This window comes from Streptomyces sp. NPDC047869 (assembly GCF_040704065.1).
Lineage (GTDB): Bacteria > Actinomycetota > Actinomycetes > Streptomycetales > Streptomycetaceae > Streptomyces.
Genome location: NZ_JBEYRK010000007.1, coordinates 266,186 through 281,708, shown reverse-complemented (window position 1 = coordinate 281,708; position 15,523 = coordinate 266,186). Strand labels below are relative to the sequence as shown.

General features: G+C 70.7%; 17 protein-coding genes and 2 pseudogenes. 11 read left to right on the top strand and 8 right to left on the bottom strand.

Going from position 1 to position 15,523, the window contains the following annotated elements; genetic code table 11:
* Positions 1-255: 255 nt before the first annotated feature.
* Both AB0924_RS12745 and AB0924_RS12740 read right to left on the bottom strand, forming a co-directional pair.
* Positions 256-897, bottom strand: coding sequence for a hypothetical protein (locus AB0924_RS12745; protein WP_366911369.1), 642 nt, complete (start codon positions 895-897; stop codon positions 256-258).
* Positions 894-1,169: an SHOCT domain-containing protein gene (locus tag AB0924_RS12740; protein WP_366911380.1), complete on the bottom strand. Its 276-nt coding sequence runs from the start codon at positions 1,167-1,169 to the stop codon at positions 894-896. The genes AB0924_RS12745 and AB0924_RS12740 overlap by 4 nt, the downstream gene beginning before the upstream one ends.
* A gap of 193 nt (positions 1,170-1,362) precedes the next feature.
* Between AB0924_RS12740 and AB0924_RS12735 the strand changes: the two genes are divergently transcribed.
* Together AB0924_RS12735 and AB0924_RS12730 are read left to right on the top strand one after the other, a co-directional pair.
* Positions 1,363-1,698, top strand: a complete 336-nt coding sequence (locus AB0924_RS12735) for a metalloregulator ArsR/SmtB family transcription factor (RefSeq protein ID WP_366911368.1) — start codon at positions 1,363-1,365, stop codon at positions 1,696-1,698.
* A 2-nt stretch (positions 1,699-1,700) separates the two neighbouring features.
* Entirely contained in the window at positions 1,701-2,420 is a 720-nt protein-coding gene (locus AB0924_RS12730) for a cation transporter (protein ID WP_366911367.1), read from the top strand.
* Between the two features lie 27 nt (positions 2,421-2,447).
* On the opposite strand, the gene AB0924_RS12725 is transcribed toward AB0924_RS12730, so the two are convergent.
* Complete coding sequence (locus AB0924_RS12725; RefSeq protein WP_366911366.1) at positions 2,448-3,704, bottom strand: MFS transporter; 1,257 nt, start codon at positions 3,702-3,704, stop codon at positions 2,448-2,450.
* Entirely contained in the window at positions 3,701-5,080 is a 1,380-nt protein-coding gene (locus tag AB0924_RS12720) for an MBL fold metallo-hydrolase (RefSeq protein WP_366911365.1), read from the bottom strand. Before AB0924_RS12720 ends, AB0924_RS12725 begins: the two co-directional genes overlap by 4 nt.
* Before the next feature lie 88 nt (positions 5,081-5,168).
* Here AB0924_RS12720 and AB0924_RS12715 point away from each other — a divergent pair, with 88 nt between their 5' ends.
* From AB0924_RS12715 to AB0924_RS12705, 3 genes are all read left to right on the top strand, one after another.
* On the top strand, positions 5,169-5,858 hold the full coding sequence (locus tag AB0924_RS12715) for a metalloregulator ArsR/SmtB family transcription factor (protein WP_366911364.1): 690 nt from the start codon (positions 5,169-5,171) through the stop codon (positions 5,856-5,858).
* A gap of 238 nt (positions 5,859-6,096) precedes the next feature.
* Complete coding sequence (locus AB0924_RS12710; protein ID WP_366911363.1) at positions 6,097-7,350, top strand: MFS transporter; 1,254 nt, start codon at positions 6,097-6,099, stop codon at positions 7,348-7,350.
* Positions 7,347-7,646: a sulfurtransferase TusA family protein gene (locus AB0924_RS12705; RefSeq protein WP_366911361.1), complete on the top strand. Its 300-nt coding sequence runs from the start codon at positions 7,347-7,349 to the stop codon at positions 7,644-7,646. The genes AB0924_RS12710 and AB0924_RS12705 overlap by 4 nt, the downstream gene beginning before the upstream one ends.
* Before the next feature lie 162 nt (positions 7,647-7,808).
* Here the strand turns inward: AB0924_RS12705 and AB0924_RS12700 are convergent, their stop codons facing one another.
* The 4 genes and pseudogenes from AB0924_RS12700 to AB0924_RS12685 form a co-directional block, all read right to left on the bottom strand.
* Positions 7,809-8,228, bottom strand: coding sequence for an arsenate reductase ArsC (locus tag AB0924_RS12700; protein WP_366911360.1), 420 nt, complete (start codon positions 8,226-8,228; stop codon positions 7,809-7,811).
* A gap of 354 nt (positions 8,229-8,582) precedes the next feature.
* Positions 8,583-8,627, bottom strand: a pseudogene (locus tag AB0924_RS12695) (hypothetical protein); the annotation flags it as partial.
* A gap of 89 nt (positions 8,628-8,716) precedes the next feature.
* Positions 8,717-8,881, bottom strand: a pseudogene (locus AB0924_RS12690) (three-helix bundle dimerization domain-containing protein); the annotation flags it as partial.
* Positions 8,882-8,957: 76 nt separating this feature from the next.
* Entirely contained in the window at positions 8,958-10,562 is a 1,605-nt protein-coding gene (locus AB0924_RS12685) for a type ISP restriction/modification enzyme (RefSeq protein WP_366911358.1), read from the bottom strand.
* A gap of 177 nt (positions 10,563-10,739) precedes the next feature.
* Between AB0924_RS12685 and AB0924_RS12680 the strand changes: the two genes are divergently transcribed.
* From AB0924_RS12680 to AB0924_RS12655, 6 genes are all read left to right on the top strand, one after another.
* Complete coding sequence (locus AB0924_RS12680; RefSeq protein ID WP_366911357.1) at positions 10,740-11,408, top strand: transposase; 669 nt, start codon at positions 10,740-10,742, stop codon at positions 11,406-11,408.
* Positions 11,409-11,440: 32 nt separating this feature from the next.
* On the top strand, positions 11,441-12,727 hold the full coding sequence (pcaC, locus tag AB0924_RS12675; protein WP_366911356.1) for a 4-carboxymuconolactone decarboxylase: 1,287 nt from the start codon (positions 11,441-11,443) through the stop codon (positions 12,725-12,727).
* A 36-nt stretch (positions 12,728-12,763) separates the two neighbouring features.
* Complete coding sequence (locus AB0924_RS12670; protein WP_358927661.1) at positions 12,764-13,399, top strand: MBL fold metallo-hydrolase; 636 nt, start codon at positions 12,764-12,766, stop codon at positions 13,397-13,399.
* A 40-nt stretch (positions 13,400-13,439) separates the two neighbouring features.
* Positions 13,440-14,219, top strand: coding sequence for an exodeoxyribonuclease III (locus tag AB0924_RS12665; protein WP_358927663.1), 780 nt, complete (start codon positions 13,440-13,442; stop codon positions 14,217-14,219).
* A gap of 15 nt (positions 14,220-14,234) precedes the next feature.
* On the top strand, positions 14,235-14,654 hold the full coding sequence (locus tag AB0924_RS12660) for a DUF6278 family protein (protein ID WP_358927665.1): 420 nt from the start codon (positions 14,235-14,237) through the stop codon (positions 14,652-14,654).
* A 109-nt stretch (positions 14,655-14,763) separates the two neighbouring features.
* Positions 14,764-15,507, top strand: coding sequence for an amino acid ABC transporter ATP-binding protein (locus AB0924_RS12655; protein ID WP_358927667.1), 744 nt, complete (start codon positions 14,764-14,766; stop codon positions 15,505-15,507).
* Positions 15,508-15,523: the final 16 nt, after the last annotated feature.

The following is a 15,523-nucleotide window of genomic DNA, read 5'->3' as shown; positions in this document are numbered from 1 at the left end:
CGGGCGTGGCGTGCATGTCCTGCTTCCGGATCGGGGATGGGTACTGATCCAGTGTTCCTCATGCGCCGCGGGGCACCGAAGCGTTCCGGTGCGGCTTCGTCGTCTCACGGCTCCACTGACGCCACGATGTGGTGGGCGCCTCATGCGGTCTGTATTCCTGTGACGCTTCCAGGCGTGCCTACTTTGCGATTGCACTTGCCGGGAGGTCCATGCATTTCGTCAGTGCGCCGCCCAGCAAACGCCACAGTGGTGCAGTCATCGGTCCATGGCGGGGCTCATGCGGAGGAAGCGGCCGTGCCAGGTGTGGTACCAGACGTCACCGGTGGTCGCGTTGACCGAGAGCATGCCCACGATGTGGCCGTCGCGCAGGGTGTGCAAGGTGTAGTAGCCAGGAAAGGCATCGGGCTGGGCGGCATGCAGCCCGGAGCGGTGGTCGCGCAGCCACTGGTCCGCGATCCGGACGGCACGGTCGGGCTTGATCGCCGCTGCGCGGCTCGGGGCGCGGCCGGGTGTCATGCCGTAGCCGGGCATCATGCCGTAGGCGGTGTTCCACATCATGGCCGGCCCGTACTCCAGGTGTACGGCACCCGATCCCGGCTCGACGAGGACTTCTGTGGCGTGCTTGCCGTGGACGTCGAGGAGTTCCGCGTAGTAGTTCTTGCTGAACTGCATGACCTCGCCGACATGAAGATTCCACCGGCTGGCGAAGCGCCCGGCGGCGCGATCGGCGTCGGCCAGGTTGCGCATTGGCTCACCGCGGGCGAGGGAGCCCATCATGGCGGTCGGGCCGGTCCGCTCGAAGCCGCTGCCCGCCACCCAGGCAACGGACACGATCAGCGCGGCAAGCGCACCGACCAGCACGGTCAGAGGCAGCCAACGGCCACGCAGCCGGCTCACTTCGGCCCCGGGCGGTGCGTGGCGAGGTGCTTGCGCGCCTCGTGGTAGGCGTCCGCGTCGATCTCGCCCGAGGCGAAGCGCCGGTCGAGGATCTCCTCCGGAGTCTCCCGCGAAGTCTCTCCGGGAGCCCACCCGCGATCCGCGCCGCCACCCTGACCACCGCTCGGGTGCCGCGCCAGGTGAATCACGGCCCAGACCACCAGCCCGATCAACACGATCCACAACAGCGGCATGAACGCCATCCAGGTCCAGCCGCCACCGTCCCAGTACATCACCAGAACGCACCTCCTCGGGAGGCTTCTCGCACTCCTCATCCTCCGCCCGGGCAGCTCCCCGTGCCAGGGCCCTTCGTCTGAGGCGATGGGCCGGTCGGTACCCGGATGCGGCCGATGCCCAGGCCGCTCGGTCACGGAGGCCCATAAGTTCAGCATTTCGTGAATTCAGGATTTCTTGTACTGTCGTGGGATGCTGACCGCCACCCACGGCATCGACGTACTGGCCCGGTTCGGCCGCGCCCTCGCCGATCCGATCCGCTGCCGCATCCTGCTCGCCCTGCGCGAAGCACCCGCCTACCCGGCCGACCTCGCCGAAGCCCTCGACATCTCGCGCACGCGACTGTCGAACCACCTGGCGTGCCTGCGTGACTGCGGCCTGGTCGTCACGGTCCCCGACGGGCGGCGCACCCGCTACGAACTCGCCGACGAACGCCTCGGCCACGCGCTCGACGACCTGCGCACCGCCGTCCTCGCGGTCGAGACCAACCGCACCTGCCCGGACGCCGACGCCAAGGGGTGCTGCTGACCATGAGCGCGGAGACGTCCATCTCCCTGGGCCCCGCCCCGGCCCGCCGCGAGGCGCTGACCCGTCGCGTACGGCTGCTGGTCGCCGCGACCATCACCTACAACGTCGCAGAGGCGATCGTGGCGATCACCGCCGGCACCGTCGCCTCCTCCACCGCGCTGGTCGGCTTCGGCCTGGACTCCGTCATCGAGGTGTCCTCCGCCGCCGCGGTGGCCTGGCAGTTCTCCGCCCGCGAGCACGCCGTACGGGAAGCGCGGGAAAAGACCACCCTGCGGATCATCGCCGTCTCCTTCTTCGCGCTGGCCGCCTACGTCACCGTCGACGCCGTACGGGCACTGACCGGAACCAGCGAAGCCGAACGCTCCATCCCCGGCATCGTGCTCGCCGCGCTCTCCCTGACCGTCATGCCGTTCCTGTCCGCCGCCCAGCGCAGGGCCGGACGCGAACTCGGCTCCGCCAGCGCGGTCGCCGACTCCAAGCAGACTCCGCTGTGCACGTATCTGTCCGCCGTGCTGCTGGTCGGGCTGGTCCTCAACGCCACCCTCGGCTGGTCCTGGGCCGACCCGGTCGCTGCCCTCGTCATCGCTGTCGTCGCTCTTAAGGAGGGACGCGACGCCTGGCAGGGCAAGGGCTGCTGTGCGGCTCCCGCCGCGGCGATGCCCCTTCCCGGCGCCGAGGCCGAGGGCTGCGGCTGCCGTCCCGGGTGCGACTGCTGCGCCTGAGTATCAAGCGGCGTCCCGGACGGGTTGTCAGGCTCGGTGTTCGGTGATCCAGCGGGCGGCGAAGAATGCGGAGGCGGCGGTGAGGACGGCGGCGGCGATGACGGTGGCGTTCAGGCCGAAGGCATCGGCGAGGATTCCCGCCACCAGGGCGCCGGCGGCGTAGCCGATGTCGCGCCAGAAGCGGTAGGTGCCCAGAGCGCTGGCGCGCCAGGCGGGGTGGGCGTGGTCGGAGACGGAGGCGATCAGGGCCGGGTAGACCATGGCGGTGCCGATGCCCAGGAACACCGCGGAGAGGACCCCGGCGAGTAGGGGGCGGCCCAGGAGGGCGAGGGCGAGGACGAAGCCGACGGCCTGGACGAGCATGCCGTACACGATGAGGGGTTTGCGGCCGATGCGGTCGGATAGGTGGCCGGTGTAGGTCTGGCCGAGGCCCCACAGGATCGGGTAGAGGCCCTTGATCAGGCCGACAGCGGCCAGGCCGAGGCCGTGGTCGGTGAACAGGAGGGGGAAGACGCCCCAGGTGAGGCCGTCGTTGAGGTTGTTGACCAGTCCGGCCTGGCTGGCGCCGCGCAGGGAGCGGTCGTGCCAGGAGGCCCGGGCGAAGGTGGCCTTCAGCCCCGTGTCCTCGTCGGTGGCCAGGGGCCCCGTGTGCTGGGCGAGTTCGAGGGCGACGTGGGCGGCGGTGTCGCGGACGACGAGGGACAGGGCGAGGCCGGCGGCGACGAAGACGACGCCGATCAACTCCGGGACGGGGCGCAGTCCGTAGGCGGTGGCGAGGTAACCGGTGATCAGGGCGGTGGTGCCCACGGCGGTGTACCCGGCGGCCTCGTTGAGGCCGGTGGCCAGACCTCGGCGGGCGGGGCCGACGAGGTCGATCTTCATGTTGACGGTCATCGACCAGGTCAGGCCCTGGTTGAGGCCGAGCAGGACGTTGGCGGCGACGATCCAGCCCCAGGAGGGCGCCCACGCGAGGGCGAAGGGGACGGGAATGCCGATCAGCCAGCCGGTGACGAGGAGTTGCTTGCGGCGGTAACGGGCGGTCAGGGCGCCGGCCGCGAGGTTGGTCAGAGCCTTGGTGACCCCGAAGGCGATGATGAAGGAGAAGACGGCCAGGTCGCTGGTCAGGCCGAAGACGCGGGCGCCGATGAGGGGGACGGTGGTGCGTTCCAGGCCGACCAGGCCGCCGACGCAGACGTTGACGACGACGAGCAGGGTGAACTGGAGCCAGTTCTCCCGCAGGCCCAGGCGGACGGCCGGAGCGGCGGCGGTGCGAGTGGTGTTCATGCGCCGGCACCTTCGGTGGCCTGGATGAGGCGGCGGCCGTGGGCGGCGGCGTAGTCGGCCGGTCCGCCGTCGAGGACGGCGATGTCTGTGTGGCCCGCGCGCTCGAGGAGGCTGGCGGCGGTCATGGCGCGCTCGCCGTGGCCGCAGGCCACGACCGGCCCCTGAGGGGCATTGACGGCGTGGGCGGCGAGGCCGCCGAGTTCGATGTGGACGGCGCCGGGGACGTGTCCGGTGGTGAACTCGGCTTCCTGCCGTACGTCGAGGTAGGGGCGGTCCCCGGCGCGGTCGGCGGTGACGAACGCGGTGGTGGCCTGCTGGTTGCCGTCGCCCAGCCAGGCGGGCATACCGCCGGCGAGGTATCCCGCCAGACGCTCGTAGCCGATCTTGTACGCCTGCCAGACGATATCGCCCAGGTCTTGGTCGTCGTTCGTGACGAAGGCGAGCGGGGCGGTGTCGGGCAGGAGCCAGCCCAGCCAGGTGGCGAACTGGTCCCGCAGCGGAATGGACAGGGCGCCGGGGATGTGGCCGGCCGCGTAGTCGGCCGCCGGGCGCACGTCGACCACGTGCCCGCCGTCGGCGAGCAGGGCCCTCACCTGACCGGCGTCGAGCGCGGACAGCGGCAGGGCGGAGGTGAGGACGCCCGGGCCGCGCCGGTTGGCCTCGGCGAGTCGGCCGAAGTAGGCGGGGTAGCTGCCCACGCCGGCCAGCAGACGGCGTACGAAGGTGTCCTCGTCCGATGCGGCCAGCAGCGGGTTCGTCTGCTTCTGCGCGCCGATGGTGGAGGTGCGTTCGCTGCCGGGCGGGGCGGAGCAGAAGGATCCGGCGCCGTGGGTGGGCCAGACGGCGACCTCGTCGGGCAGCGTGGTGAGGCGCTTGAGCGAGCGGTACTGGGCGCGGGACAGCTCGTCGGCGCGGTTGGCGCCGAGGAGGTCGGTGCGGGCGGCGGAGTTCACGAGCAGCGAGCCGCCGGTGAAGACGCCCAGTTCGCGGTCGTCGTCCAGGAGGAGGAAGGCCAGGTGCTCGTCCGTGTGGCCGGGGGTGGCCAGGGCCCGCAGGGTCAGGCCGCCCAGGTCGACCTCGTCACCGTCGGCCAGGCCGTGGTGCGGGAAGGCGCGGTGCCCGGCGGCGGAGGCCAGAATGGTGGCCGCCTGGTCGTGGGCGAGCTGAACGGCGCCGGAGAGGAAGTCCGCGTGCAGGTGCGTGTCCGCCGCGTACGCCACGGTCAGGCCGCGCCGCTCGGCGGCTTCCCGCAGGGCGCGCAGGTCGCGGCTCGCGTCGACGGCCAGGGCGCGGCCGTCGCCGAGGTCGACGAGGTAGGCGCTGTTGCCGAGTCCGGCGTCGACCAGGGGTATCAGGTGGTCGTCGGCGAAGCCCATCAGGTCCTCCAGGGTTCGGATGCGGGAGGGCGTGTGGTCACGACTCCCGCCTTGATCTACACTATTCCATGGATTTATGGAGGACGGCATGGCGGGAAGCACCACGGCCAAGACCAAGGCCGGTACGAAGGCGCAGCTGTACGAGGCGTTCGCAGCCAGCGGCAAGGCGCTGGCCAGCGGAAAGCGACTGGAGCTGCTCGACCTGCTGGCCCAGGGCGAGCGCACGGTGGACGCCCTGGCCAAGACGGCGGGGCTGAACCTGACGACAGCATCGGCGCACCTCCAGACCCTCAAGCAGGCCGGGTTCGTCGCCACCCGACGTGAGGGCGTGCGTATCCACTACCGGCTCGCCGGTGACGACGTGGCGCAGCTGTTCGCGCTGCTGCGCAAGGTCGCCGAGCGACACCAGGCCGCCGTGCCCGCGGCGCGGGACGCCTACCTGGGTGAGGACGGCGCGGCGGAAGTCAGCCGCGAGGAACTGCGCGCCCGCGTGGCGGCGGGCGACGTGGTGGTGTTGGACGTGCGGCCGGTGGAGGAGTACCAGGCTGGGCACATCCCCGGCGCGGTCTCCATCCCGGTCGAGGAACTGGCCGACCGCATCAACGAGTTGCCCGAGGGCACGGAGATCGTCGTCTACTGCCGCGGGGAGTACTGCGTGCTCGCCTACGACGCCGTACGCCTGCTGACCGATCGCGGACGTAGGGCCATCCGCCTCGACGACGGCATGCTGGAGTGGCGCCTGGCCGAGCTGCCCGTCGACCCCGGGAACCTCGCATGACATGCGGAGCCGGACTCGCACATCCGGAGCCGGCCGACGGACCCGGCCACAATGCCACACCCTCATCGATCCGCGGGTGGCCGAGGCAGCGCTCCCGCACCTGACGGACTTCTTCGGCCTCGCCGGTGATCCTCACCGGCGACCTCACCCGGTCCCTCGCCGACACCTGACCACCCGTACCCCTCCGCCCGCCTTACGGCCAACGCGGCCCTGGCCGCCCCTGACCATGGGAAGAGACATGACCAGCACCGCATCAGCCAGTACGACGGGCTCCATACCCGACGCCGCCCACGCGCAGCGCCGCATCCTGCGTGTCCTGGTCGCCTCCCAGATCCTCAGCGGCGCCGGTCTGGCCGCCGGTGTCACCGTCGGCGCCCTGCTCGCCCAGGACATGCTCGGCACGACCAGCCTCGCGGGTCTGCCCAGCGCCTTGTTCACCGCCGGGTCGGCGCTCACCGCCGTGGTCGTCGGCCGCATCTCCCAGGCCCGGGGCCGCAGACCGGGCCTGGCCGCCGGCTATCTGACGGGAGCCGTCGGCAGCATGGGCGTCATCACCGCAGCCGTCCTGGACAACCCGGTCCTGCTCTTCCTCGCCCTGTTCGTCTACGGCGCGGGCACCGCCACCAACCTCCAGGCCCGCTACGCCGGAGCCGACCTCGCCGCCCCCGCCCACCGCGCCCGCGCCGTCTCCACCGTCCTGGTCGCCACCACCCTCGGCGGCGTCGCAGGCCCCAACCTTGCCGCCCCCACCGGCGACCTCGCCCAATCCCTCGGCATTCCCAACCTGGCAGGCCCCTTTCTTCTGTCCGGTGCCGCCTATGGCCTCGCCGCCCTCGTCCTGGCCACCTGCCTGCGCCCCGACCCGCTGCTCGTGGCCCGCGACCTCGCCGCGACCGAGCAGAGCGTCACCCCTGCCGACACCACCGCATCCGCTCACGAGGCTCGTGGCGGTGTCGTTCTGGGCGCTCTCGTCATGGTCCTCACGCAGCTGGTAATGGTCGCGATCATGACGATGACCCCGGTCCACATGCACGACCATGGCCATGGCACCGCCGCCTCCGGCCTCGTCATCGCCGTCCACATTGGCGCCATGTACCTGCCTTCACCGCTGACCGGCTGGCTCGTCGACCGCTTCGGCCGCATGAAGCTCGCCGCTGCTTCCGGCCTCACCCTCCTGGCCGCCGGCGTCTTCGCCGCCACCGCGCCCGGTGACTCCGTTGCGCTCCTCGCGCTCGCTCTGGCTCTGCTGGGCCTTGGCTGGAACTTCGGCCTCGTGTCGGGCACCGCGATCATCACCGACTCCGTGCCGCTCGCCACACGAGCGAAGACCCAGGGCATGGTCGACGTCTCCATCGCCATCGCCGGCGCCACCGGCGGCATCTCTTCCGGAATCGTGGTGGCGGCGACCAGCTACCCCGTCCTCGCTCTCACGGGCGGCGTACTCGCCCTCGCCATGCTGCCCGCCGTCGCCGCCACCGCCTACCGCCGATGACCCACACGCAACCCGAAACTCCGGCGCCGGACATCACCGTCGACGGCACCGGTCTGCTCTGCGTCACCCTGCTGCTCCGCCTCCGCAAGGAGATCGACGACGCCGAGGTGGGCACGGTCGTGCACGTCATCGCCACCGACCCCGCCGCCCCGCTCGACCTACCCGCCTGGTGCCACATGACCGGCCACCACTACCTCGGACCCGTTCCTGGCGCCCGGCCGGTGTACGCCCTCCAGCTCGCCGCCGACGCACGCGTCACTCGCCCCGATGCACCGTGGCACAGAGCTGATCCCTGAGGTCAGTCACTTCTTCTCGTGGTGGGTGTACCGCTCAAGAAGATCGAACCGTCGAGGACGAGCGGCTCGAGCTGGGCGCGCGGTGTTGAGAGCAGCGGTTTGTCCGGCGGTGGCCGGAACCGATGACGACGACCTCGCGTATGCCGTGGTCCGTCACTGAGGTCACGCCGTCTGGTGCGTGTCGATCTCGGCGATCAGGGCCTCGATGCGCTTCTGGATCTCATCTCGGATGGGGCGGACGGCCTCGACACCCTTGCCGGCCGGGTCCTCCAGGGCCCAGTCGAGGTACTTCTTGCCCGGGAAGATGGGGCAGGCGTCGCCGCAGCCCATGGTGATGACGTAGTCGGACGCTTGGACGGCCTCCGTGGTGAGGATCTTCGGCTTGGCTGCGGAGATGTCGACGCCGACTTCCTCCATGGCCTCGACCGCGGCGGGATTGACCTGGTCGCCCGGGATGGAGCCGGCGGAACGGACCTCGATCCGGTCGCCCGCGAGGTGGCTGAGGAATCCGGCGGCCATCTGGGAGCGGCCGGCGTTGTGGACGCAGACGAACAGCACGGATGCGAGCGGGCTGGAGGACATCGGATTCTTCCTTCGTCAGTGGGTCAAGCAGGTGGTGCGGATCGGGTGCGGGGTCAGGTACTCGGCAGGGAGGCGAGCAGCTCGGTGATGTGGGCGTCGATCTCGTACCGGATGCTCCGGACGACAGCGATCGGGGCGTCCTCTGGGTCGGTGGCGGGCCAGTCCAGTTAGCGGCGCCCCGGCAGCACGGGGCAGGCGTCCCCGCAGCCCATCGTGATGACGATGTTGGCAGCCTGCACGACCTCGTCGGTCAGCGGCTTGGGGAACGCGTCCGTGAGGTCCACGCCGGCCTCGGTGCACCTGTGCGACGACCCGGTCTACCGCGGCACGGGGGTGTTCGCCCGCGGAGGAGACGACCACGTGGCCGTTCGCTCGGTGGGCGAGGAGGGCGGCGGCCATCTGGGAGCGACCGGCGTTATGGCTGCACACGAACAGCACGCGCGGCAGGCCGCTGCCGGGTGCGGGGCACCTCTGTGGGCGAGCGCGTCCAGGCGCTCGGTGGCCAGGTGCTCGGCCAGGACCACCAGGTGGGTGCGGATGCGGGCGTGCTCGGCGAGACGCTCGTAGGGGCAGTCGTGACAGGTGAGGATTCTCGTAGGATCGCTCCGGCGGGGGTTCTGCGTAGACGGGGTCCTGATACAACGACGCCCCACTGGCGCTGCGGCGGGGCGTCGTCGTGCAAATATTCCGTTGATGTTGCGGGCGTCAGGCACTCAGCCCGGAGGGGTGTCAGTCCGAGAAGTCGAGGCTCTCCTGACCAGGGTCGGGGGCGCGTCGAGACTTCCGCGGCGGTTTCGGTTCCTTGGTTGCGTAGGCAGGTACGGGCAGGATGCCCTCGCCCCGTAGGTCGTCGGTGCTGATGAGCGGGCCGCTGGTCACTGCGTCCAGCAGCCGGGCCTGTCGGGGTTCGAGGGCTACGAGGAGCCCGAGCGCGTTGATGAGGTCAAGCAAGTCAACGGTCCACCGGGCAAGCCAGGTCGGGGGCAGGATGTCGTTCAACGAGGTCTGCCGTTCCACGTCTGGCTTGCGCTTGCGGAAGCTGAACCACTTTCGGATCACCTGCACCCCGCCGATCCGATAGTCCCAGACTTCCGGCGCCACCGGACGTATGCAGCCCGTGCCCACCGTGAGGGTTCGCGTGGACGCGTCGTAGGAGATGTCCGCAGGTAATCCGTCGTCCTGTCCGATCACGACGACGCATTCCGGTTGTTCCTCCGGGGGAAGCCTTGGGGACGAGCCAGGCGAACTGTCGTGGTGGGAGGCGAAGCGCTGGCCGTACGTGTGGATCCACACCGTGCGCCTGCCCACTTCCACGAGCTCCGCCCATAGAGCCGGGTCGCGTGTTATAGGGATACGGACACCGCGCTCGGCGAGGTTCGCGGCGAAGCGGCGGGTGTAGCCGCTGTGGCCGGCTGTTCCCGCGATGTACGCGAAGAGGTCCTCGGCGGTGACCGTCACGCCGTGCGTCTTGGTGAGCAGCCGCAGCAGGCCAGGGGTGACGTTTGGTTCAGCCTGGTGGGGGGGGCGGTAGAGAGGGGCGACGCGGCCGCCTTCGGTGCCTTTGAAGTGGTGCATGTCGGGCAGCAGGGCAGTGAAACTCACCGCCGGCCCCGGACGGCCTGATTCCGTGTGGAGTTCGGACAGGTAGATCTGACGCTGGTCGTTGCGGGCGAACCACAAGGCCGGTCGCGGAAAGTCGATCACTCGCCTGTCCGCGATGATGTACTGCCTGTCGAAGGTCATCCGGCCGTAGGGAACAGTAACCGGCAACGTCTCCTTCTCCGCGGCAAGGCTTTCCCTTTCCTGCTGCCCGGGCAGTGGCGGTTCCGGCTTATCCGGACGGCGGTCTCTGGTGGTTTTCAGCAGTGCGGCCTTGTCCTCCGCTGGGGCTTGGACGAGCCTGCGCCACCGGCTCTCCAGGACGTCCCGGCTGGGTGAGACGGGCCAGCTGCGGTTGTTCTTGTTGCCGGAGCTCGTCCAGGGCAGCAGGGCGTCCACCGGTGGCATTGCCGACCACTCGGAGTCGGACAGGACGTGAAAAGGCGCGGTCCACTGTGTGGGACATAGTTGCCAGGAGGTCCCGTCGCGATGACCGTCCAGGCCAAGCCCCTCCAGCCAGTTGAATTTCTCCTCGCGTGTGCCCGCGGGGACGTCAAGTCGCCAGACCCGCGCCGGTGTACCCGCGTCCGGGGCGCCATGGCGGACGAAGACGGCGATGCAGATCTCCCGCTTAACGTCCTGGAAGACACGGGTGCGGGTGTCGGAGTAGGCGCCCTCGGGGGAGAGACCGATGACCCACCCCTCGTCGGCGGCCTCGCGCAGGTAGTGGCGCATGCCGGCCGATCCCTCGCTGTCCAGGTATCCGGAGTTGGTGATGAGGGCGACGATCCCGCTGGGGGCCTTCGGCGCTCCCGAGGCAGTCAACTGGTCGAATACCTTCCAGGTGGACCACGCCCAGAAGTAGACGTAGAGGTTGTCGAGGGCGTATCCGACGCGTCCGTTGTCCTCTGGGTGGAAGCGGGCGAGGATCGGGCCCTGGCCGTTCGGGTTGCCCTCGGTGACCCAGCGTCCAAAGCCGTCCTGGTCATCGCCGACCCCGCACTGCGGGAACAGCTGTCCAGCCTGGGCAACCGCGAGCTGTTCCGCACCTGCGCACGCCTCGGCCTATCCGGCGGTGGGGGAGACGAGGACGCGGTGGCCCAGGCCACCCACCTGACATTGCGTATGCTCGCCGAGCGCGTTGAGCAGCTCACCGGGCAGATCGATGAGCTGAACCAGCGCCTGACCCGGCTCGTCGAACGCCACGCCCCGCAGCTGCTCGAACCGGTGGGCATCGGTCCGGACAGCGCCGTCACTCTCCTGATCACCATGGGAGACAACCCCGACCGGCTGAACACCGAGGCGTCCTTTGCTGCCCTTTGCGGAGTCAGCCCCATCGAGTACTCCTCGGGCTGTCGGAGCACGCACCGACTCAACTACGGCGGCGACCGGCAGGCGAACGCCGCCCTGCACCGCATCGTCTTCACCCGCCTGCGCCACGACCCGCGCACCCAGGCGTACTACGAACGCCGCACCCATGAAGGCAAGACCCGACGCGAGATCATCCGGTGCCTCAAGCGATATGCCGCCCGCGAGGTCTTCAACCTGGTCAGACCGGTTTCCCGCGCCCCCGCGTTATAGGGGCGTCCGTGAGACGTGAGAGGGTCTGGGGCGTGAGTGAGACACCACCGAACACCCTGCAATACCGCTTTGACGGGCCAGAAGACGCTCCGGTCCTGATCTTGGGTCCCTCACTGGGTACCACATGGCACATGTGGGACCGGCAGATCCCCGAGCTGACGAAGCAGTGGAGGGTCTTCCGGTTCGACCTGCCGGGCCACGGAGGCGCACCCGCCCATCCGGCCCCCTCCGTCGGCGAGTTGGTGGCCCGGCTGCTGGCCACGCTGGACGCGGTCGGCGTGCAGCGCTTCGGCTACGCGGGCTGCGCCCTCGGCGGCGCGGTCGGCCTCGAACTGGCCCTGCGCCGCCCCGAGCGCCTCGCCTCACTCGCGCTGGTCGCAGCCTCGCCCCGGTTCGGCACCGCCGACGAGTTCCGCCAGCGCGGGGTGATCGTCCGCACCAACGGGCTGGACCCGATCGCCCGTACCTCCCCCGACCGCTGGTTCACCGGCGGGTTCGCCGCCGCCCAGCCCGCCATCACCGAGTGGGCCGTGCAGATGGTGCGCACCACCGACCCGGGCTGCTACATCGCCGCCTGTGAGGCCCTGGCCGGCTTCGACGTGCGGCCCGAGCTGGGCCGGGTCGGAGTGCCGACGCTGGTGCTGGTCGGCTCCGACGACCAGGTCACCGGCCCCGCCGAGGCCCGCACCCTGGTGGCCGGCATCCCGGACGCCCGGCTCGCGGTCGTCCCCGGCGCCTCCCACCTGGTCCCGGTCGAGCAGCCCGCCGCCGTCACCGACCTGCTGGTCCGCCACTTCTCCACCGCCTGGCAGCAGCCCTACGACACCGGCCAGACCGCCCTGCCGGCCGCCCCGGTCCACCCGGCCGTCGCCGCGCCGCCGCAGGTGGTGCCCGTCGCCGAGATCGCCCCGTTCGTGCCGGCGCAGCCGCTCGGGCCGCCCGACCGGTACCAGAGCGGGCTGAAGGTGCGCCGGGAGGTGCTGGGCGACGCGCACGTCGACCAGGAGCTGGCGCAGGCCGACGAGTTCTCCGAGGACTTCCAGGAGTTCATGACCCGCTACGCCTGGGGCGAGATCTGGGACCGGCCCGGCCTGGACCGCCGCACCCGGAGCTGCGTCACGCTCACCGCGCTGATCGCCGGCGGCCACCTGGAGGACCTGGCCCTCCACGTCCGTGCGGCCCTGCGCAACGGACTCACCCCGCACGAGATCAGGGAAGTGCTGCTCCAGGCGGCCGTGTACTGCGGAGTGCCGGCGGCGAGCCGGGCGTTCCGGGTGGCCCAGCAGGTCGTCCGGGAGGAGACCACGCCCGCCGAGTGAGGCCCCCGGCCGCCGCACGCGGCAGGATGGGGAGTCATGAGGCTCACCAAGAAGACCCACGCCTGCGTCCGCCTCGAGAAGGACGGGCGGACGCTCGTGATCGACCCGGGCGGGTTCAGCGAGCAGGACGCGGCGGCCGGCGCCGACGCGATCCTGGTCACGCACGAGCACCCGGACCACTTCGACGAGGGCCGGCTGCGGGCCGCGCTCGAGGCCCGCCCGGGCGCGGAGATCTGGACCCTGAAGTCGGTGGCCGACCGGCTCGCCGCGGCCCACCCGGGCCGGGTGCACACCGTCGGCCACGGCGACACCTTCACCGCCGCCGGCTTCGACGTGCAGGTCCACGGCGAGCTGCACGCGGTGATCCACCCCGACATCCCGCGCGTCACCAACGTCGGCTTCCTGATCGACGGCGGCCGGGTCTTCCACCCGGGCGACGCCCTCACCGTCCCCGGGCGGCCGGTCGAGACCCTGATGGTCCCGGTGATGGCTCCCTGGAACAAGATCGCCGAGGTCATCGACTACGTCCGCGAGGTCGAGCCGCAGCGCGCCTTCGACGTGCACGACGCACTGCTCACCGATCTCGCCCGCCCCATCTACGACGGCCACATCGGCCGCCTGGGCGGCACGGACCACCGGCGGCTCGCCCCGGGGGCGTCGGCCGAGCTGTGAGCGGGGCCGGTTGTCACACCCGGCGGGTAGGTTGTGAGACATGCGCATCGCCACCTGGAACGTGAACTCGATCACCGCCCGCCTGCCGCGGCTGCTCGCCTGGCTGGAGAGCAGCGGCACCGACGTGCTCTGCCTCCAGGAGGCGAAGGTCGCCGAGGAGCAGTTCCCGTTCGAGCCGCTGCGTGAGCTGGGCTACGAGGCGGCGGTGCACGCCACCGGCCGGTGGAACGGCGTGGCGGTGCTCTCCCGCGTCGGCGTCGAGGACGTGGTCAAGGGCCTGCCCGGCGACCCGGGCTACGACGGCGTGACCGAGCCGCGCGCCCTCGCGGCGACCTGCGGCCCGGTCCGCGTCTGGTCGGTGTACGTGCCCAACGGCCGTGAGGTGGAGCACCCGCACTACGCCTACAAGCTCCAGTGGTTCGAGGCCCTGCGGGCCGCCGTCGCCGGTGACGCCGCCGGCAGCCGCCCGTTCGCGGTGCTCGGCGACTACAACGTGGCGCCGACCGACGAGGACGTCTACGACCGGGCCGCCTTCGAGGGCTCCACCCATGTGACCCCGGCCGAGCGGGCCGCCCTCGCCTCCCTGCGCGGGGCGGGCCTCGCGGACATCGTCCCGCGGCCCCTGAAGTACGACCACCCCTACACCTACTGGGACTACCGCCAGCTCTGCTTCCCCAAGAACCGCGGCATGCGCATCGACCTGGTCTATGGCAACGAGCCCTTCGCAGGGGCCGTGAAGGACGCCTACGTGGACCGCGAGGAGCGCAAGGGCAAGGGCGCGTCCGACCACGCGCCGGTGGTGGTCGACCTGGACGTGTGATGCCACGCTTGGCCCATGAACATTCCGTTCCTGGGCCACCGGCACCACAAGAACGGCCGCGCGGCGCTTCCGGCCGACCCCGAGGCGATCGCCGCGCTGCTGTCCGAGTGCGAACTGCTCCGCTCGCAGGCGGCCCAGGCGGGTGTCCGCCTCGACGACTCCCCGGCCTCCCTGGAGGCACTGGACCAGCTGGTCCCGCGCTGGCGCGACGACGCGGAGATCCTGCCCTGGCTGGGCAACGACGCGGGGCTGTACGTGGGCACGGTCGTGGTGCGCACCGTGCCCGGCGCCGCCTGGCGGATCCGGACCGACGGCGAACCGGTCGTACGGCTCGCCTCCGGCCGTGAGTTCGAGGTCGTGCGGTCGGGGCAGGAGTGGGCCGCGAGCGGAGTCCCCGAACTGTCGCAGTTTTACGCCGAGGTCTCCGAGGCCTGAACAGTGTAAATACGGCTAATGCTCGAAAGGTGCGTGTCGCCGGTCAACTCCGCGTCCGTCTGGATAGCTTGCGGGACCGGGACACGGCTGAGAGTGAGTAGGGCTGCGGATGGCCGCCGATCCGTTGATCGAGCTGCGTGACGTCAACAAGTACTTCGGGGGGCTGCATGTCCTGCGGGACATCGACCTCACCGTCGGCAGGGGCGAGGTGGTCGTGGTCATCGGCCCCTCCGGATCGGGGAAGTCGACGCTGTGCCGGACCATCAACCGCCTGGAGACCATCGAGTCCGGCACGATCACGCTCGACGGACGGCCGCTGCCCGAGGAGGGCAGGGCCCTCGCCCGGCTCCGCGCCGAGGTCGGCATGGTCTTCCAGTCCTTCAACCTCTTCGCCCACAAGACGGTCCTGCAGAACGTCTCCCTCGCCCAGACCAAGGTCCGCGGGCGCGGCAAGGAGGACGCGGACCGCCGTTCCCGGGAGCTCCTCGACCGTGTCGGCCTGCTGAACCAGGCCGCCAAGTACCCCGCACAGCTCTCCGGCGGGCAGCAGCAGCGGGTGGCCATCGCCCGTGCCCTCGCCATGGAACCCAAGGCGATGCTGTTCGACGAGCCCACCTCGGCCCTCGACCCCGAGATGATCAACGAGGTCCTGGAGGTCATGCGGCAGCTCGCCCGGGACGGCATGACCATGGTCGTCGTCACCCACGAGATGGGTTTCGCCCGCTCCGCCGCCAACCGCGTGGTCTTCATGGCCGACGGCCGGATCGTCGAGGACCGCAGCCCGGAGGAGTTCTTCACCAACCCGCGCAGCGACCGCGCCAAGGACTTCCTGTCCAAGATCCTCAAGCACTGACCGGGGGAGTACGACC